The sequence below is a fragment of the Subsaxibacter sp. CAU 1640 genome, assembly GCF_023156585.1.
In the GTDB taxonomy this organism is placed as follows: Bacteria; Bacteroidota; Bacteroidia; order Flavobacteriales; family Flavobacteriaceae; genus JBPOFM01.
The window spans coordinates 584,837-604,592 of sequence record NZ_JALNMI010000001.1 but is presented as its reverse complement, the minus strand read 5'-3'; the positions used below and the strand labels follow the sequence as shown (position 1 = coordinate 604,592).

Below are 19,756 nucleotides of genomic sequence, written 5' to 3'. Positions count from 1 at the left end.
TGCCTACAATTTTGAACGGTATCGTCTTGAAATTTCATCAACCGTGTGTGCAATATTACCATTTTCTGAAACCAAATATAAGAAAGCTTCATAATTTTTATCATCAAAATCTACCCAACCACAAAGAACAGTTTCTGCCTTTTTATGATGCAAAAGATATTCCGTATTGCCGTGTAAATGCTCTGGGTTGAATTTATCAAAAACAAAAAAACAATTTTCAGAATGCAATTGATGCTTGATGCTGATTTCTCCCAAGCAAATATTTGGCAACGTATACACAAAAATAGAAGGGCTTGGATAGTAGTTGTTGGTATCTGAAATAGATGCTTGGTGCTTCCTGTCGGTGTCCAAACTTGAAGCTCTGTTTGAAAAAACAAGTGCTGTATCAGATTGGGCTTTTTGTTCAGATAATATCGCATCAGCTGCCAAAGAGGCCAGTTTGCTCAAATTATCCATTTTATACAATTTGGGATAACTCGTATTCAGATGTTTAGCTGCGGATTTTACAAAACCCGAAAAATCCTGTGAGTCATCTGAAAACAATACATTTCCATTGAATGAAATGGTATTGTTCTTAACGTGACAATAGGATGATATGAAAAGGTTTTTGCTCAACAATACTATTTTTTACAAACCAACATCGTGTGAAATTCTCCAACAGCAGTGTCCTCAACAATTGTCAGACCAGCTTTTGCGACAAGATTTTTAAACACTTCGGAATTATACATTTTGCTATTGCCGTTGGCCATTACCGTAAAATAAAGAGATGTTGCTTCCAAAACGAACTTGGCATTATCAAACTTTTGTCTGTCTGTGAAGGTTTCTATGATGATGAGTTCCGTTTCCGAATTCATTGAAGCGACACAGGTTTTGAGTATTTTTATGATTTCTGCTTCAGAAAAACAATCCAAAAACTGGCTCATCCAAATGACATCAGCACCTTTCGGAATCGACAGATTGTCGTGAAGCCAGTTGATTTCATAACCTTTGGCACGATGCTCAAATCCTGCTTTTTTGATGTTTGCCAAGGCTTTTTTAAGTTGGCCAGGCAGGTCGAAAATAGAAATGTTTACCTCGTTGTTATAATTCAAACAATGCTGGGCAAATTTGCCTGTGTTGCCTCCAATGTCGAAAAGTGTTTTCGGATGATTTTTAAAAACTCGAGTGAGCGCTTCTTCAAAAATGCCATCAGAATAGTGATGGTCAAATTCAAACCACGATTTTTGTACGTCTGGCGTAAGCTGTGACAAGCCATCATAAATTGTGTCCCAATCACCAAGTTCTTTCAACCCTTCTGGCTTGCCATTTTTTATGGCATCATTCAAATGAAATAATCCTTGATAACAGACATCATTTGTGAAATTTAAATTGACTTCAACCGTTCTGTTGTAATTCAAAAAGTAGCCCGTTTTGGTCAGTTCAAATCTGTTGTCGGTATCTTTCGAGACAATACCATAACTCTCGGCAATTTCCAACAATACACCAAGACCATATTCGCTGATGGAGAGTTTTTTTGAAACATCTTCAATGGAAATGCCGCCATTGGAACGCTCGTTAAATATCAAGTCAAAAACTCCCAATTTCCGCAACGACATTGTTGTCTGAAAAATAAAAGGCGCAAAGGCGATTTTTTGGGCATCTTGTAAAGCATCAACAGCTCGAATAGTCTTTTTTGTCATACGTTTACTTTTTTGAATATGGCAGCGGTGTTACATCCACCAAAACCAGAGGCTGTTTTAAGAAATATGTTTAAGTCGCTTTCTCTTGTCCTGTCAATGATATTGATAGGTTTTGAAACCCCTAAAGTGTCAAATCCTGACGAGGCAAATAAGGTGTTTCGATGCAATGAATGCATTCCGACGATGGTTTCCAATAAACCCGATGCCCCAAGAGTGTGCCCGAAATAGCCTTTTAGGCTATTGGTTGGTATGTGGTTTAAACGCAATCGGTCAAATGCAATGGCTTCCATTTCGTCATTAAATGGTGTTGCTGTACCGTGTGCGGAGATATAGTCAAGTTCATTCGCCGAAACCTTGGCTTCTTCCATCGCTTTTTTCACACTTTGATATAAACCTTCACCTGTTCGCGAAGGTCCGGAAATATGATTGGCATCATTTCTTGTGGCGTCGCCCAACAATTCTACGGATTCTTTTGTAAGTTTTTCTTTATCTGAAGTCACCAAAACGGATGCTGCAACTTCGCCTAAATTGATTCCGGAACGCTTGATGGAATAAGGCTTGCAAGGTTCATTGGATAAAGCTTGAAATGAATTGAAACCAGACACTACAAATTCTGAAATTAAATCACCACTAACGACGAACACATTATCATAAATTCCTTGGACAAGATATCTTTTTGCGACGGAAATTGACAAAAGCCCAGATACACAAGCATTGGAGACAATGATGGGTTCGTTTTTAAACCCGAAAACATCTCGAATGGTTTTTCCTAAAACACTTAAATAGGCACGTTCTGCTGGAAAAGGACTGCCTTTTTCAAGCACATCAATATTTCCTTTGGTTGTGGAAATGATGAGTCCAACTTTTTCCGTCAAGGGAATATTGGCAGAATGGATGACGTTGGTTAAAGACACTATCATCATTTTTTCCAACGTAGTGAAATTGCCCTCTACCTTTAAATTTTTTATGGCACGCTCCAGGTCTGCTGAATCTATCAAGGAACCATAAAACGAATTCATAAATCTAGAAGAATCATTTACTTTTTTAACCCCAGTTTTCCCTGATACAATGGCATCAATGACGTCTTCAGAACTAAAACCGAGCGAAGACACACTATTGTTGTATGAAAGGTAAACGTTAGTCATCCAGTAAGTTATATTTCTGCTTCCACTTCTTGAAAAATTCCGGATTGGTCAATGCCATTTCACCAGTTTCTATTGACGTAAAGACTTGAACTGTTTCACCTTTACAAACCACTTGATTTTGATGATTCTTGATGACATATTCAAAAATTATTTTTGCTGCTTGTGTATTCTTGAAAGCGGTTTCTATGATAGCTACATCGCCATATTTTAAAGGCAACATATGATCGGTTGAGGTTTTGACAATAGGCACCGCAAAGCCCTGTTTTTTGATGTCCAAATATGAGATACCAAAGGTTTTTCCGAATGCTTCACGCCCTTCTTCAAAATAAGAAATATAATGTCCGTGCCAAACAATGCCCAAGGAATCCACTTCATTGAATCGGATAGTAATTTGGTGTATTTCCTTTAATTCTTTCATTCATCTTCTTTTAAAACCAAGGTCATTTCGGCGGTTGCTACAATTTCACCTTTCACTTTTGATGAAAGATTGACCATCGTCATGGTTGCCACTTTGTATGTAACAGTAACTTCCGTTTCAACAATATCATTGACGTTTGGCAAGGCTTCAATCTTTAAATTCTTTATGGCTGCAATAAAACCTTCTTTGACAGGCAGGTTTTCGGATTGATGTTTGTAGCCCGTCAACAAAGCAGCGGTTTGCGCCATATTCTCAATCAATCCGGCTTCAAGAAACAAATTGTCTTCAACGAATATATTTGAATCCAATATAGTCAATTTAGAAATCGCTTTGGTACCATCAAAATATAGCAAACCATCTACCATTAGCATCGGCTCACGATGAGGCAAGAACTGCTTGATGGTTTCAAGTTCCAAAATTGGGTTTTCAAGTAAATTCTTATTTGGCATCTTCCCAAAAATCATAAAAATTAAACCATTGTAGCGGATATCGTTTCAACAACAATTCTAAATTACGTGTATATTTTTCCAATAAATCCTGTGCGTTTCGCGATTTGATTTCGACACGTCTTGCATATAAATGATAATGACGTTTCGGCTCGCGCATCACACAAACAAACAGCACAGGCACATTCAAGCGACTTCCCAAATGAAAAGGTCCCATTGGGAATTTGGCTGTTTTGCCCAAAAGTTCAGCCTCCATATATTTGGTGTTGTGCATATATCGGTCGCCAGCAATGCAAATGATTCTATTTTGAGACAAAGCCGTATTGATTTCAAAAATATGTGACAAATCTTCTTTGACGATGATGAATTGCATCTCGTCTTTTTTCAAATATTGATTGAGATAGTCCTTGATGTGTTGATGGTCTTGGTCCGTAATGACAATACTGATGGACGCTTCATTCAATCGACCTTTGAAAAAATATTGCGCTAATTCAAAATTGCCAACGTGAGCCGAAATCAAAATACCTCCTTTGTTCAACTTTAAGACTTCATGAATAAGATGTTCACCATCAAATTCATAGGTGTAATTACTTCGCAGGCCAGAGGAAATGGCGACTTTGTCAACAAGGGTTTGCCCAAATACATAGTAGGTTTTGTAGATGCTGACAGCCGTTTTGAACCAAGAATAATTCAAGCGCTTTCTGAAATAAAAGCGAAGCCCTCGCACATTTTTACGTGAGAAAAAACAAAAATAGGGAACAGGCAAATGCATCAAGTTGTAAGCTGCTTGAATACCAAAATTCTTGATGAAAAAGATAAAGACCTTAAACCCGAAAACTGTTCCTCGAGATTTCCCGTCCCATTCTGTTGCCATTGATGCGATTGAAATTATGCTTATTAGGTAAGCGATTAACTAAAATGTAAGGGTAAATTTAAGGTAAATCTATCAATTAATTCCGCCATTGATGTTGATGATCTCGCCGGTTATGTAAGACGCTTTTTCCGAAGCGAGAAACGAGACAACGTGTGCCACCTCTTCTGGCTTACCAAATCGATTTACTGGAATTAGTTTTTTCAGTTCCTTTTCATCAAAATCCTTGGTCATATCACTTTGGATAAAACCTGGAGCCACCGCATTGACCGTAACATTTTTTTTAGCGACTTCTTGCGCCAATGATTTTGTGGCTGCAATCACGGCGCCTTTGGCGGCAGAGTAATTGGTTTGCCCAGAAACACCTTTCAAACCAGAAACGGAAACAATATTGATGATTCTACCATATTTATTCAACAACATATCCTTAATCAAATGATTGGTAACGTTGAAAAAACCGTGAAGACTTGCGTTGATGACATCGTGCCATTCAGAGGATTCCATCCAAAGAAACAGATTGTCTTTTGTGATGCCTGCATTGTTAACAATTACTTCAATAATGGATGTATTATTATTTTTTTTCCAATCATCCAAAGCGGTCTTAACTTGTTCTGAATCACTCACATCAAATTGAATAATTTCACCAGAACCACCAGTGTTTTTGATATTTTCTAAAGTGATATTGGCTTCTTTTTCGTTTGAATTATAGTTGATGAGAATATGATAGTCAAAATCCTTTGCCAATTGAACGCAAATTGCCCTTCCGATACCTCGAGAACCACCAGTTACCAATGCACATTTTTGTTTCATCGGACTTTCTTGTTTTCGTTTGACATCAAAAATTCCTTGATTTTGTTGACATAAGGATACATCACTTCATCCTCTTTGAATTTTGGAAATAACTCACGGATATCTTCATAAACCTTTCTCGTTTTAGAAGATAAACTTTCATTGTCATCCAAATAGTCAATAGCTTGAACAATAGTCATCAACTCGATGGCGACTACTTCAAAACAATTTTCAATCACTTTTTTGGTAATCAATGCCGCATTGGTTCCCATACTCACAATATCCTGATTGTCATTGTTGTTGGGAATGCTGTGCACGTACATCGAATTTGAAAGCATCTGGTTTTCTGCCGTTGTTGAGGTGGCAGTAAATTGCACACCTTGCATTCCAAAATTTAGGCCCAATTTGCCAAGATTTACAAAGGCAGGCAATACGTTATTCAACTTCGGATTCAATAAATAATTGAGTTGTCGTTCGGCAAGCATACTCATTTTTGTCACCACCAATTTCAACTTATCCATTTCAAGGGATACATAATCACCGTGAAAATTTCCGCCGTGATAGACATTTTTATTCTCGACATCTACAATCGGATTGTCATTGGCAGAATTGATTTCCTCTACCAAAATCCTTTCGACAGTATTCAAAGTGTCCAAAATCGGCCCTAAAATTTGAGGCACACAGCGCAATGAATAATATTCTTGTACTTTATCCTCAAAAACCGATACATTTTTAGTGTCTGCATACAGATGATGTTCGCGTTTTCGAGTGCGAGCACTATCGTTAAGATGTTCTCGCATTTGTTCAGCAATTTTTCGCTGTCCTAAATGTTGCTTGGATTCATTCAATTCAAAAGATAAATGGTCGTCAAAAGCTTGCACAATTTCGCTGATGGCCGATGAACAAACAATCATCCAATCTAGAAGACGTCTGGTTTGTATGGTATTTACAATTCCTATTCCAGTCATTACCGAAGTGCCATTCATCAACGCCAAACCTTCACGAAGCTCAACTTTGATGGGCTGTAAACCTTCGGCTTCAAAAACCTTTTTTGTCACTCGCCTTTCACCTTTATAAAAAACCTCTCCTTCGCCAATGAGTGTTAATGCCAAATGCGCCAACTGCACCAAATCGCCACTCGCACCAACGCCTCCGTGTTCATAAATGACAGGAGTTATATTTTTATTGATAAGTTGAGCCATCAACTCAATAACGGAACTATGAACCCCAGATTTTCCCAGTGACAATGTATTGAGGCGAGCCAACATTGCAGCCTTAACATATAGTGGAGGAATGATGTTTCCCGTTCCAGAAGAGTGGCTACGAATTAGATTGTATTGAAGTTGAATACGTTCAGAATCCTTGATTTTGTACTGCGCCATTGGGCCAAAACCAGTATTCACTCCATAGATAACCTTGTTTTCTGAAAAAGATTTTAAAAAATCAAAGCTTTTTTGAACAACGATATTAGTTTTCTCATCTATTTCAATTGATTGTCCATCAAATACCACTTGACGAAACGATTCGATGTCCAATGTGCCTTTTATTGATACCATTTATTGTCTGTTCACAATATTTTGAATAATTTACAAAAACAAAAAGTAAAGTAGTTACTTTGGTGGCAAATTTAGAATATTTAATGGTTTAATATAGTGAGATGCTATGAACAACTTTGAAGTTGACGTTTTGATCATTGGAGCTGGGCCATCAGGTTGTGTAGCGGCTGCCTATTTGCAAAAGCAAGGTTTTTCTATTAAAGTGGTTGAAAAAAGTAGATTTCCTCGTTTTGTAATTGGCGAAAGCTTGTTGCCTCGCTGTATGGACCATTTTGAGGAAGTCGGTTTGTTGGACTGCCTGAATAGACAAGGTTTTGAAATCAAACGTGGTGCTCGATTCATAAGGGAAGATGTCATTTGTGAGTTTGATTTTAGTGAAAAGTTTTCTGATGGTTATGATTGGACTTGGCAAATTCCTCGGGCTGATTTTGATAATGTCCTAGCCCAAGAATTAATCAAAAAGGGCGTCGAAATCGCTTTTGAGCAGGAAGTAATTGACGTCAAATTTTCAGAAAATGGCACTTCAACAACTACTGTTAAGCCCTCAAATGGAGAAAATTACACTATTTCGGCAAAGTTTATCATCGATTCAAGTGGTTATGGACGCGTTCTTTCGAGATTATTGGAATTAGACAAGCCTTCAGAAATTCCAGAACATTCTTCCATATTTGCTCACGTCGAAGATTTAAATAGACCAGATGGAAGAGAGGGCACTCTAATAACATTTGATGTTTTGGATAAAGATACCTGGTTTTGGGTTATTCCTTTTTCAAATGGAAATACCAGTTTGGGTTTTGTGGGGAAAACGGATTATATCAATTCTTTTGAAGGTTCTCCTTCTGAAAGATTAATGCAGATGATAAAAACTTCGGATTATTATTCAGAGCGATTTCGAGATGTCGAATTTTTATTTGAACCTAAAATCATTCAAAATTATTCGACCTCTGTTAAACAATTATATGGGAAAGGCTATGCACTCACAGGAAATAGCGCTGAATTTTTAGATCCAGTATTTTCATCAGGTGTTACATTCGCAACAGAATCTGGATTGAAGGCTGCGAAATTGATTTCTGAAGAATTAAACAACAAGACTGTAGATTGGGAAAATGATTATTCCAATTATATGAAAGAAGGCGTCAATGTGTTTGCCACCTATGTAAAGGAATGGTATACAGGAAACCTACAAGCTATATTTTTTGAAAGCAAAATGAATCCCGAAATCAAAAAGCAAATTTGTTCAGTGCTTGCTGGATATGTTTGGGACAAGAACAATCCATTTGTGAAACATCATAATCGACTTGTAAAAACCCTCGCAGAAGTCATTAAGCTAGAAAATAAACCCGTCTCCTAATTATAGCATTGTCGACAGTAAAAGTGTCCCAACAACCAGTAAGATTATCGACAACATTCCACCAATAATGACAAAGTGTCTGAAACGATATGCGCCCGTACCATAAATCAGTGTATTAGTTTGATAACCCATTGGCGTAAAGAAACTGAAATTGGCAGCGAACATTACTGCAAGTATAAAAGGTTTGGCAGGCAAATCCAATCCCGCAGCTAAAGTAATGGCTATGGGCGTTACAATTACGGCAGTGGCATTATTCGAAATAAACCCACTCATCAACATTGTGATTGCGAACAAGACTCCAAGAATGATGATATGATTTTGCCCCATTAATAAATCCAATAGATGTTCTGATATCCACATGTCTGTACCAGAGTTGTTCATTGCTATGCCAAGCGGAATCATACCTGCCAATAAAAAAATGATTTGCCAATTGACTTTTTTATAAATTTTGGACAGATTGATACAATCGGTTATGAGCAGAATCGCAACTCCAGTAAGTGCGCTGGTTAAAATCGATAAAACTCCGCTTGCAGCAAGACCGACAACAGCGATCAGGGCAAAGAGACTGATGGCACGCTTGTACGGATTGATGTGGTAATCTTCTTCATGATGTCTCAAAACAATAGTGTTGTCCAATGAGTATAAGTGACTTATTTCATTTTTATTGGCCTTCAATAAAAGCTTGTCCCCAGCTTGAAGGTTTGTGTTTTTGATCAGTTTGGGAAGCTTGAAGCGCATTCCCTTCTTAAACTCTTGCGTATTTTGTATGCCCAGTGGTGTCGCTATGTTGTAGAGCAATATTTTGATTTCAGCAAAGGACTTATCAATAAATTCTGAGCCTGGAAGTATCAGCAGTTCAATATAGCTGAATGCATTTTTTTCTTTTTTTTCATCTTCATCTGCTGGCTCTTCAGAAAAAAACACTTCATTTTCGGCGGATAATCTAAAATCTTCCTTAGAAATACCGGCATAGGCCTTAACGTCGCTCAAGAGCACCAATTGATCATTAGCTCGAAGTGTTGTATTCGGTCCTGGAGAAGTGTTTACAATATCTTCTCTAATGAGTTTTAGAATTTTGATGTCGGGATTTTTGAAAAATTTCACTTCCGACATCGGTTTGCCAATCCATCTGGAATCGTCCTTTACGGTCAGTGTAAAAACGAAATTATTATCAACATAATTTTCTACAAGTTCATCATTGCTAGATTTTGGTAGCCATCTGCTGGCAAAAGTCATGAATATGATACCAACAGCAAGAAGAACCAATCCGTACATTGTAAATTCAAAAAATGTGAAGGCTTCCGCACCTAGCTTTTTTGAAACCGAATTCACCAAAAGATTGGTTGATGTTCCCATTAATGTACAGCTTCCCCCAAGAATACCGGCAAAGGATATTGGCATTAAAAGCTTGGGTGCGGAAAAATTGTATTTTTCGGAAAGTTGCGCAATTATTTTAATAAAAATGACGACAACTGCTGTCGTACTAATAAATGATGATATGGATGCCGCTACAAGCATGAAAGCTGGCACCATTAACAGCATAGGCAAAATTTTTAAACGCTTGATGGACTGCGTCAGCAAATCTATAACACCATTGTCTTCCAAACCGATGGATAAAATCATTAGCATTAGAATGGTAATCGTGGCTGGGCTGGAAAAACCGCTTATGGCTTCCTCTGGTGTTGTAAGACCAAGTAAAACCAAAGACACAATGATGAGAAATGCGATTTTGTCGATAGGAAGAAACTCGGTAGCAAACAACAAAATCGTCACACCTATTATAACAAAGACCAAAATGATTTCTAGACTCAAAATTTAAGGTTTATGCTTTATTTGAATTATTATATAGAATATAACATTCATTTAGAACAAAAAATAGTTCAAATAATGAAATAATCAAAGCAGCTAATGTATGATGTGTGATATTAGCTTTTTAACTTTTATAGAAACTTATTTAACTGAAAAACTGATTGTACTAAAAATTCGTAAATATTAAGGTTGATCGACTTAATATCACTATTAATAAATCTCTAATCCATAAATATTTATGGCCAAGATTAACAAATTGATAAATTCAAAAAAAACCGTGGCCAAAGCGTGTAGAGTGTTAGAAAAAACATATATTTGGAGAAATTAAGCAGACTAACAAGAAATTCATTAAGTGCATTTAACCGATGTTTTTTGCATTTCATGGATGTTTTTTTTGAAATATATTTTGTTAACTCGCTTTTTTTTATACATTTACAGCATAAATTTCGCAATGAGAATACAAAACAAGCAATTTTTAGCCTCGATCTTATTTGTACTAATAAGTTTTGTATGTGAAGCGCAAGGTGGTGTCAATCCGCCGCCGCCAATGCCTCCACCACCTCCTGGGTTACCTATTGATAACTCTATCTATATTCTTTTTATAGCTGCTTTAGTATTTGGTATAAGCAGAAAAATAAAGTTAGCAAAGAAATAACGATTCATCTTTGAAGCGATATAATTCGTTGTACATATTTTCCTAAAACATCAAATTCAAGATTAACTGTTGAACCTTTTTTCAACTGCTTTAGGTTTGTATTCTCAAATGTATAAGGAATAATTGCGACACTAAACTCATCTTTGCGAGAGTTGACAACGGTTAAACTTATTCCGTTTACAGTAATTGAACCTTTTTCTATAGTAATATTATTCAACGAGCTATCATATTTAAAAGTGAAAATCCAGCTGCCATTTTGGGATTCGATGGAGATGCACTCCGCAGTTTGATCAACATGTCCCTGAACTATATGGCCATCTAGCCGATCGCCAAGCTTCATGGCTCTTTCAAGATTGACGATGTCATTAATTTCAAGACCGCTTAAATTGGTTTTATCAAGGGTTTCTTTAATCGCAGTCACGGTATATTTATTACCATAAATTGCAACGACAGTGAGGCAAACACCATTATGGGAAACGCTTTGGTCGATTTTTAGCTCTGAAGTAAAATTGCATTTTAAAGTAAGGTGAAGATTGTCATTTTCATTTTTCAGATCGGTCACAGTGCCTAAATCTTCAATAATACCTGTAAACATAATGTCGAATAAATGGTTAAATTTGCATGCTTAATCATCACGATTTTTAGCGTGATACAAAGATAGTATATAATAATGAAGAAGGCAGAACTTATAAAAGTTGGTATTTCAATTGGTGATTTGAACGGGATTGGTTCAGAGATTATTCTCAAAACCTTTGAAGACTCTAGAATGCTTGAGTTTTGTACACCTGTCATTTTTGCGTCTATCAAAACCATGTCATTTTATAAGAAACATTTTGATAGCGCCATCAATTTTCATGGTATAAATGATGTCAATCAAATAGTTGAAGGCAAGGTGAATGTTCTGAATGTTTGGAAGGAAAATCCAACTATTGAATTCGGGAAAGAAGATAATGATGCAGGATTATATGCAGTTAAATCTCTAGAGAAAGCCACCGAAGCATTAAAAAACGAGACGATCGATGTCCTAGTCACGGCACCTATAAACAAACTGACCGTTCAATCAGATAATTTTAAGTTCCCTGGGCATACTAATTATCTTGCAAAGGAATTAGGCGGAACAAGTCTCATGTTTATGGTGACGGAAGAATTAAAAGTGGGCTTGCTTACCGATCACGTTCCAGTGAAAGATGTTTCCAGCAATATTACTTCAAAATTGATAATGGATAAGGTCGTTGCTGTTTATACTTCTTTAGTACAGGATTTTGGGATTAATAAGCCTCGAATCGCCATTTTGGGAATCAACCCTCATGCAGGTGATAGTGGAGTTATTGGCGCAGAAGATGATGAAGTTATGAGGCCTACTCTTGAAAAGATAAGAGAAAAAGGCAAATTGGTTTACGGACCATATTCTGCAGACAGTTTCTTCGGGTCTAAAAATTATAAAAATTTTGACGCTATAATTGCCACATACCATGATCAAGGCTTAATTCCTTTTAAAACAATTACTTTTGGGAGTGGTGTCAACTTTACAGCCGGCCTTAATAGGATTAGAACTTCTCCAGACCACGGAACGGCATTTGAAATTGCAGGCAAAGGAGAAGCTGATGAAAGTTCGTTTAAGGAGGCGGTTTTTATGGCAATAAAAATTTTCAACAACAGAAAAGAATATAAAAAACTTTCCAAAAACCCTTTAAAGCGTTCGCCAAAAAAGATATAAACAATTTTTGTTCATATCACTTTTCAATATAGAAAATATTTGTATATTTGCGGGCTCAAAATGAATGTGAGAATGAAGCCCTTAAAGGAATATACCATACAATTTGTTGGTTTAAAAACAGGAAAGCATCATTTTGAATATCAGATTGATAATAAGTTCTTTGAGCATTTTGAGTTTGATGAGTTTAACGATATCAATGTTAAGGTAGACTTGTTTTTTGAAAAAAAGACAACCCTTCTAGAGTTAAACTTTAAGGTGTCGGGTACTATAAACGTTAATTGTGATACTACCAATGAACCTTACGATCAAAAAACTAAAGGTTCTTTTGATTTGGTTGTGAAGTTTGGTGAGGAATATAATGATGAAAATGAAGATATTTTGATTATACCTCATGGGGAATATGAAATCAACGTGGCACAATATATTTATGAGTTGATTGTATTGTCAATGCCCACAAAAAGAGTTCATCCAGGCATCGCAGACGGAACCTTGAAATCAGACATACTTAAAAAACTTGAAGAGTTGAGTCCAAAAGGACCACAAGAAAAAGATAAGACGGAGGAGACCGATCCTCGTTGGAATACATTAAAAAAACTATTAACGGATAAATAATTATATAAAATGGCACATCCTAAAAGAAAAACCTCGAAAACCAGGAGAGATAAGAGAAGAACACATTACAAAGCATCTGTTCCAACAATTGCAACGTGTCCTGCTACAGGAGAAGCACATCTATTCCACAGGGCTCATTGGCATGAAGGAAAACTCTATTACAGAGGACAAGTGCTTATCGATAACTCTGAAAAAGAAGAGAATTTAGCATAACTATTATGCACGCATACAATAAAACGCTCAACCTTGAGCGTTTTTTTTATGATTAATTTTCGAAAGTCTTAAAAACAACTTAATTTGCATCATCTTTGGTCGAATTTTCACTAAATTGAAGGATAATTCCCTTTTTTTTACGCTTTTTGGTCATTTTTGAGGTCATTTTAATACACTATAATGAGTAAAATCACTGCTGCAATTACTGCCATTGGAGGATACGTTCCAGAATATGTATTGACAAACCAAATTTTGGAAACTTTGGTAGAAACTAATGACGAATGGATCACCACACGTACGGGAATTAAGGAACGAAGAATTCTAAAAGAAGATGGCAAAGGCACTTCATATTTGGCCATTAAAGCAGCTCAAAATTTAATAGATAAATCAGGGATTGATCCGAAAGAAATCGATTTGGTCATTGTTGCAACTGCAACACCAGACATGAAAGCGGCTTCAACTTCAGCTTACACCGCAACTCACATTGGTGCAACAAATGCATTTTCCTTCGATTTGGAAGCAGCTTGCTCAAGTTTCTTGTATGGAATGTCTGTTGCGTCTAGTTATATCGTTTCTGGGCGTTATAAAAAAGTACTTTTGGTAGGTGCAGATAAAAATTCTTCCATGATTAATTATAAAGATAGAGCCACTTGTATCATCTTTGGAGATGGTGCAGGAGCCGCGTTATTTGAGCCAAATCATGAAGGTTTCGGTCTTCAGGATGAATTGTTAAGAAGCGACGGTTCAGGCAGAGAATTTTTACAAGCAACTTATGGAGGTTCATCTTATCCTTCAACTCCAGAAGCTGTAGCCGAAGGAAAGCATTATGTTTTTCAAGAGGGAAAAACAGTATTTAAAAATGCAGTTTTTAATATGGCTGATGTTACGGTGAGAATATTAGAGCGTAATCATTTAAACAAGGAAGATATTGATTGGCTAGTAGCTCACCAAGCAAATAAACGTATTGTGGAAGCGACTGCAAATCGAATTGAACTGGATGAAGATAAGGTAATGATGAACATCCATAAATATGGAAATACAACTTCAGCAACGTTGCCTTTATTGTTAAATGATTATGAAACTCAACTTAAAAAAGGACAAAAACTGATTTTTGCTGCTTTTGGTGGTGGCTTTACTTGGGGCTCTATCTATTTGACATGGGCCTATAACTCATAACTAACCAACTAACTATAAATAATCAAACAAATTAAGTATTATGGATATAAAAGAGATTCAAAATTTGATCAAGTTTGTAGCCAAATCTGGTGCAAGCGAGGTTAAACTGGAGATGGACGATATCAAGATCACCATCAAGACCGGTGGTGAGGATAAAGGTGAAACCATGACCTATGTTCAGCAAATACCTATGAATGCGCCAGCCCCTCAAGCAGCGCAAGCACCAGCAGCGGCTCCTCAAGCGCCAGCAACGCCTGCGGCAGCTACAGATGACAATTCTAAATATGTCACCATCAAATCTCCAATTATTGGTACATTCTACCGTAAGCCATCACCGGACAAACCAGTTTTTGTTGAGGTTGGAAAAACGATCAAAGAAGGAGATGTGCTGTGTGTAATTGAAGCAATGAAATTATTCAACGAAATCGAATCCGAAATTTCAGGTAAAATCGTCAAGATTTTAGTAGATGATTCTTCTCCAGTTGAATACGACCAACCATTATTTTTAGTAGATCCATCCTAATCAATTTTAAAATTCCAAAAAACAAATCCCATTACAGGGAATTTGGAATTTGAGATTTTAAATTTATAAAGGTATGTTTAAGAAAGTATTAATAGCCAATAGAGGTGAGATTGCACTTCGAGTCATTAGGACTTGTAAAGAAATGGGCATCAAAACCGTGGCAGTTTACTCAACGGCTGATGCCGATAGTTTACACGTAAAGTTTGCTGATGAAGCCGTTTGTATCGGACCACCAGCAAGTAGCGCTTCTTATCTCAAGATGTCAAACATAATTTCTGCTGCAGAGATTACCAATGCAGATGCCATTCATCCAGGATACGGTTTTCTATCAGAAAACGCTAAATTTTCAAAAATCTGTGAAGAACACGGTATCAAGTTCATCGGAGCATCTCCAGAAATGATTTCTAAAATGGGAGATAAGGCCACAGCAAAAGCAACGATGAAAGCTGCTGGTGTGCCGTGTGTTCCTGGTAGCGATGGAATTATCAAAGATTTTGAAGAGTGCGAAAAAATAGCCAAAGAGACCGGATATCCTGTGATGTTGAAAGCCACGGCTGGTGGTGGAGGAAAAGGTATGCGAGCTGTTTGGAAACCAGAAAATTTAAAAGCAGCATGGGATTCAGCACGTCAAGAATCTAAAGCTGCTTTTGGTAATGATGATATGTATATGGAAAAGCTCATTGAAGAGCCTAGACATATCGAAATACAGATTGTAGGTGATTCTACAGGAAGAGCCTGCCATTTGTCAGAACGTGATTGTTCTGTGCAACGTCGTCATCAAAAATTGACAGAGGAAACACCTTCTCCATTTATGACTGACGAACTTCGCGATAAAATGGGTCTTGCAGCCGTAAAAGCTGCAGAATTCATCAATTATGAAGGGGCAGGAACCATTGAGTTTTTGGTAGATAAACACCGCAATTTCTATTTTATGGAAATGAACACGCGTATTCAAGTTGAGCATCCAATTACTGAACAAGTGATTGACTTTGATTTGATTCGCGAGCAGATTTTAGTGGCGGCAGGTGTGCCAATTTCAGGTAAAAACTATACACCAAACTTGCATTCCATAGAGTGTCGTATCAATGCTGAAGATCCTTATAATGACTTTAGGCCTTCACCAGGAAAAATCACAACCTTGCACGCTCCCGGAGGTCACGGTGTGCGTTTGGACACACACGTGTATGCAGGTTACACGATTCCGCCCAATTACGATTCTATGATTGCAAAACTGATAACCACAGCCCAAACGCGTGAAGAAGCAATCAATAAAATGAAACGTGCGTTGGACGAATTCGTCATTGAAGGTATCAAAACAACCATTCCATTCCATAGACAGTTGATGGACCATCCAGATTATTTGGCAGGAAATTACACCACCAAATTTATGGAAACCTTCAAAATGGAAGAACCATCTGAAGAATAATAGAGAACTCCGAAAGCAATTTCGGAGTTTTTTTATGGTGTTCACTTGCTTTTCTAACCAAAAGCAAGTGTCAGGCTATCCGTTCTATCTTTTTTGTGGAACAAAAAAGGATGCCACTACTATCCTTAACACAAAATCACTAATTTTACTATTACCAACAACTAACAACCACTGAAGATGAACCTTTCTTATTGGGAAATCAAATCATATCTATCCAATATCGACTTCACGATTATTGGAAGTGGAATAGTTGGCCTTAATTGTGCATTGAATCTTAAGGAACGATTTCCAGAAGCCAATATACTTGTTCTAGAAAGAGGTATGTTGCCGCAAGGCGCAAGCACCAAAAATGCTGGCTTCGCCTGTTTTGGAAGTTTAAGCGAAATCATAGATGACCTTGATTCTCATTCGGAAGAAGAGGTATTCGACCTTGTCAAAAAACGATTGGATGGGCTGAAATTATTACGACAAACACTCTCTGATAAAACAATAGAATATTATCAATATGGTGGTTGCGAACTTTTTGATTCAAACGATGATGAGTTTTATGACACGTGTCTTTCCAAACGAGAAGTCATTAATAAATTATTATTTCCGTTCTTCAAATCTGAAGCATTTATCTTGAAGGAAAATGTCTTTCAATTTAAGAATGTAAAAGAATATTATAGTTTCAGTCCTTTTGAAGGCCAATTAGATACTGGGAAAATGATGGTTGCCTTGACCAATTTGGTATTGAGTAAAGGTGTAAAAATCCTGAATTCCGTTTCTGTGGAAAGTTTTCAGGATTTAGGCGGATCAATTCACGTTAAAACGAATCATTTCGAACTTAAGACCAATAAATTGTTGATTGCCACCAACGGTTTTGCAAAACAATTGATGGATGAAGAAGTAAAGCCAGCAAGAGCACAGGTTTTGATTACAAAGCCCATTGAAAATCTTCATATCAAAGGAACATTTCATCTCGATAAAGGGTTTTATTATTTTCGTAATATTGACAACCGAATTTTGTTTGGAGGCGGAAGGAATCTGGACTTCAAAACGGAAGAAACGACAGTGATGGAACAGACCAGACTCATTCAAGATAAATTGGAAGAATTACTGAAGACAACCATTTTGCCGAAGACGCCTTTCGAGATTGAACATCGATGGAGCGGTATAATGGGTGTGGGAAATCAAAAAAAACCGATTGTCAAACAATTGTCAGGCAATGTGTATTGTGGTGTAAGACTAGGAGGTATGGGAGTTGCCATCGGGAGTTTAATAGGAAAAGAATTAGCAGAACTTTTGAATTGATATGGTAAAACGAATATTTAAATTTTTATTGAAGGCATTTTTATGGTTTTTGGCCATTCCATTGATTGCGGTGATTGTCTTCAAATGGGTTCCCGTGCCTGTTACACCATTAATGGTCATAAGAAGCTATGAACAATGGCAAGAAGACAAACCGATTGTGTGGGAACACGATTGGGTATCTCTTGAAGAAATTTCAAACCATTTAGAGTTGGCAGTAGTGTGTACAGAAGACCAAAATTTTCTAAAGCACAATGGCTTTGATATGGGAGCGATTGAAAAAGCTTTAAAGCACAATGAAAAATCGAAGAAAAAAAGAGGTGCAAGTACGATAAGCCAGCAAACAGCAAAGAATGTATTTTTATGGCCAGGCAGAAGTTGGGTGCGCAAAGGCCTAGAAACATATGTAACCTTTTTGATTGAGGTGTTTTGGTCAAAAGAGCGTATTATGGAAGTCTATCTCAATAGTATTGAAATGGGAGATGGCATTTATGGAGCAGAAGCAGCCTCACAACGATGGTTCAAAAAATCAGCTATCAAGCTCAATAAAAGCGAGGCAGCTGCAATAGCTGTCATACTTCCAAATCCAAGAAAATACAGGGCTAATCCTGCTACGTCGTATATTTCTGGGCGTAAGGCTTGGGTGATTAGACAAATGGGTTTTCATGGAGGAAAACTGGATTACGACAAAGTTTATAAAGATTGATTTTTGCTAAAAGAGATTTTACATAAACAATGCTCGGAATTTGTTGAAAATCGTTTCAGGACAATTAACAATTCGATTGATGAAGTTCAATCGGCATTGATGTCAGAAACCAAAAGTACCGCTGGAGATAAGCACGAAACCGGACGTGCCATGCTTCAGCTAGAACGGGAAAAATTGGGCAAACAATTGCTCGAGATCGAAAAACTACAGGAGATATTGTCTAAATTGGACAGCTCTACTTCTTCAAAAACCATCGGTTTCGGAAGCATAGTACATACAACCCAAGCGAACTATTTTATAGTCATTAGCGCGGGAATTCTGAAAGTCAACTCCAAGATGTATTATGCTATTTCTTCTACCACACCTATTGGATTGTTATTGATGGGAAAGCAGAAAGGAGACATCATTACTTTTAAAGAAGAATTTACAATTTTAGAAGTTCTATAACTGTTTTTCCAAAAACACGATGTTACCTTTTGTTAGAGCTTCATAATGTTTAAAAAACACTTTTTCATCATTCAAAAATGCCTCAATCAAATAATAGTCGCCTTTAAAGTAGGAATGATTGATTGTAACTTTCAAATCAGATTTTTCGACAAGTTTTAGTTGATGTGCGTAGATCAATTCTCCATTTATTGAATTGAATTCACCAAAAAAGGAGGCAATCAAAGGAGTATTTGGATTGTTGTATAGATTTTCAGAAGAATCATTGGCAACAATTGAAGCATTATCCAACACAATCATTCTATCAGCATAACCAAGGACGTCTTCAGAATCATGTGTGGCGACAATGCAGGCTATTTGTTGCTCTTTCAAATAATTGAACACATTCCTTCGAAGAGATTGTTTCTTAAAGTTATCAATATGGCTAAAAGGCTCATCCAAAAGCAATATTTCGGGCTTTTTTGCAAGTGCTCTTGCCAGTGCCACGCGTTGGTTTTGACCACCACTTAACGTTTTCACCTTAACATTCGCAAAATCTTCAAGCTCTACCACCTTTAAAAGCTCTTGTACGCGTTGTTTTTTTTCTTCTGGAAAGAAATTTGACAAATGTTTTCCCACATTATCGCCAACAGTGATGAACGGCATTAAATCAAACTCTTGTGCCACATACTTCATGAACTCATAGCCAACAACAAGGTTGAATTTTGGGCCTAAAATTTCGGTGTCCTTCCAAAATATCTGCCCTTCATCTAGATCATATTCGCCATAAATGAGCTTGAGCAATGTAGACTTTCCAGAGCCGCTTTCGCCAATCACCGAAATATGCTCGCCAGATTGAACATTAAAACTGACCCGTTGTAAAACAGGCGCACCATCATATTTAAATGAAAGATTTTGTACGCTTAACATAGAGCAAAAATACCATAAAAA

At 37.0% G+C, this 19,756-nt stretch carries 21 protein-coding genes; 10 read left to right on the top strand and 11 right to left on the bottom strand.

The genetic code is table 11. The features are described from left to right. Window positions 1–3: 3 nt before the first annotated feature. The 8 genes from M0G43_RS02580 to hutH form a co-directional block, all read right to left on the bottom strand. Complete coding sequence (locus tag M0G43_RS02580; RefSeq protein WP_248023280.1) at window positions 4–615, bottom strand: 3-oxoacyl-ACP synthase; 612 nt, start codon at window positions 613–615, stop codon at window positions 4–6. Window positions 616–620: 5 nt separating this feature from the next. Next, the gene (locus M0G43_RS02575) at window positions 621–1,679 is read right to left on the bottom strand and encodes a methyltransferase (RefSeq protein WP_248023279.1); all 1,059 of its coding nucleotides are present in this window, start codon (window positions 1,677–1,679) and stop codon (window positions 621–623) included. Next, window positions 1,676–2,824, bottom strand: a complete 1,149-nt coding sequence (locus M0G43_RS02570; protein ID WP_248023278.1) for a beta-ketoacyl-[acyl-carrier-protein] synthase family protein — start codon at window positions 2,822–2,824, stop codon at window positions 1,676–1,678. Before M0G43_RS02570 ends, M0G43_RS02575 begins: the two co-directional genes overlap by 4 nt. Continuing rightward, window positions 2,817–3,242: an acyl-CoA thioesterase gene (locus M0G43_RS02565; protein WP_248023277.1), complete on the bottom strand. Its 426-nt coding sequence runs from the start codon at window positions 3,240–3,242 to the stop codon at window positions 2,817–2,819. The genes M0G43_RS02570 and M0G43_RS02565 overlap by 8 nt, the downstream gene beginning before the upstream one ends. Further along, entirely contained in the window at window positions 3,239–3,691 is a 453-nt protein-coding gene (locus M0G43_RS02560) for a hypothetical protein (protein ID WP_248023276.1), read from the bottom strand. Before M0G43_RS02560 ends, M0G43_RS02565 begins: the two co-directional genes overlap by 4 nt. Continuing rightward, entirely contained in the window at window positions 3,681–4,562 is an 882-nt protein-coding gene (locus tag M0G43_RS02555) for a lipid A biosynthesis acyltransferase (protein WP_248023275.1), read from the bottom strand. Before M0G43_RS02555 ends, M0G43_RS02560 begins: the two co-directional genes overlap by 11 nt. Window positions 4,563–4,634: 72 nt before the next feature. Continuing rightward, window positions 4,635–5,369: a 3-oxoacyl-ACP reductase FabG gene (fabG, locus tag M0G43_RS02550; protein ID WP_248023274.1), complete on the bottom strand. Its 735-nt coding sequence runs from the start codon at window positions 5,367–5,369 to the stop codon at window positions 4,635–4,637. After that, window positions 5,366–6,904, bottom strand: coding sequence for a histidine ammonia-lyase (gene hutH / locus M0G43_RS02545; RefSeq protein WP_248023273.1), 1,539 nt, complete (start codon window positions 6,902–6,904; stop codon window positions 5,366–5,368). The genes fabG and hutH overlap by 4 nt, the downstream gene beginning before the upstream one ends. A 106-nt stretch (window positions 6,905–7,010) precedes the next feature. Between hutH and M0G43_RS02540 the strand changes: the two genes are divergently transcribed. Then, window positions 7,011–8,255, top strand: coding sequence for an NAD(P)/FAD-dependent oxidoreductase (locus tag M0G43_RS02540; protein ID WP_248023272.1), 1,245 nt, complete (start codon window positions 7,011–7,013; stop codon window positions 8,253–8,255). On the opposite strand, the gene M0G43_RS02535 is transcribed toward M0G43_RS02540, so the two are convergent. Then, window positions 8,256–10,067 (bottom strand): SLC13 family permease, encoded by a 1,812-nt coding sequence (locus M0G43_RS02535; RefSeq protein ID WP_248023271.1) that lies wholly within the window; start codon window positions 10,065–10,067, stop codon window positions 8,256–8,258. Window positions 10,068–10,723: 656 nt separating this feature from the next. Beyond that, on the bottom strand, window positions 10,724–11,314 hold the full coding sequence (locus M0G43_RS02530; RefSeq protein WP_248023270.1) for a riboflavin synthase: 591 nt from the start codon (window positions 11,312–11,314) through the stop codon (window positions 10,724–10,726). 75 nt (window positions 11,315–11,389) lie between these two features. On the opposite strand from M0G43_RS02530, the gene pdxA reads away from it, so the two are divergent. The 9 genes from pdxA (at window position 11,390) to M0G43_RS02485 (ending at window position 18,829) form a co-directional block, all read left to right on the top strand. After that, window positions 11,390–12,436 carry a 4-hydroxythreonine-4-phosphate dehydrogenase PdxA gene (pdxA, locus tag M0G43_RS02525; RefSeq protein ID WP_248023269.1) on the top strand — a complete coding sequence of 349 codons (1,047 nt, stop codon included), beginning with the start codon at window positions 11,390–11,392 and terminating at the stop codon, window positions 12,434–12,436. Window positions 12,437–12,508: 72 nt separating this feature from the next. Continuing rightward, window positions 12,509–13,048, top strand: a complete 540-nt coding sequence (locus M0G43_RS02520; RefSeq protein WP_248023267.1) for a YceD family protein — start codon at window positions 12,509–12,511, stop codon at window positions 13,046–13,048. A 9-nt stretch (window positions 13,049–13,057) separates the two neighbouring features. Next, the gene (gene rpmF / locus M0G43_RS02515; protein WP_248023265.1) at window positions 13,058–13,261 is read left to right on the top strand and encodes a 50S ribosomal protein L32; all 204 of its coding nucleotides are present in this window, start codon (window positions 13,058–13,060) and stop codon (window positions 13,259–13,261) included. Between the two features lie 180 nt (window positions 13,262–13,441). Then, complete coding sequence (locus tag M0G43_RS02510) at window positions 13,442–14,437, top strand: beta-ketoacyl-ACP synthase III (protein ID WP_248023263.1); 996 nt, start codon at window positions 13,442–13,444, stop codon at window positions 14,435–14,437. 40 nt (window positions 14,438–14,477) lie between these two features. Next, window positions 14,478–14,960, top strand: coding sequence for an acetyl-CoA carboxylase biotin carboxyl carrier protein (accB, locus tag M0G43_RS02505; RefSeq protein WP_248023262.1), 483 nt, complete (start codon window positions 14,478–14,480; stop codon window positions 14,958–14,960). Between the two features lie 73 nt (window positions 14,961–15,033). After that, complete coding sequence (gene accC / locus M0G43_RS02500) at window positions 15,034–16,386, top strand: acetyl-CoA carboxylase biotin carboxylase subunit (protein WP_248023261.1); 1,353 nt, start codon at window positions 15,034–15,036, stop codon at window positions 16,384–16,386. A gap of 177 nt (window positions 16,387–16,563) precedes the next feature. Next, a complete protein-coding gene (locus M0G43_RS02495) occupies window positions 16,564–17,679 on the top strand; it encodes an NAD(P)/FAD-dependent oxidoreductase (RefSeq protein ID WP_248023260.1) in 1,116 nt (371 codons plus the stop codon). Window position 17,680: 1 nt separating this feature from the next. Beyond that, on the top strand, window positions 17,681–18,382 hold the full coding sequence (gene mtgA / locus M0G43_RS02490; RefSeq protein ID WP_248023259.1) for a monofunctional biosynthetic peptidoglycan transglycosylase: 702 nt from the start codon (window positions 17,681–17,683) through the stop codon (window positions 18,380–18,382). 99 nt (window positions 18,383–18,481) lie between these two features. After that, window positions 18,482–18,829, top strand: a complete 348-nt coding sequence (locus tag M0G43_RS02485) for a 3-oxoacyl-ACP synthase (protein ID WP_317231408.1) — start codon at window positions 18,482–18,484, stop codon at window positions 18,827–18,829. On the opposite strand, the gene M0G43_RS02480 is transcribed toward M0G43_RS02485, so the two are convergent. Next, window positions 18,824–19,735 carry an ABC transporter ATP-binding protein gene (locus tag M0G43_RS02480; protein WP_248023257.1) on the bottom strand — a complete coding sequence of 304 codons (912 nt, stop codon included), beginning with the start codon at window positions 19,733–19,735 and terminating at the stop codon, window positions 18,824–18,826. The genes M0G43_RS02485 and M0G43_RS02480 overlap by 6 nt on opposite strands. Between the last annotated feature and the right edge of the window lie 21 nt (window positions 19,736–19,756).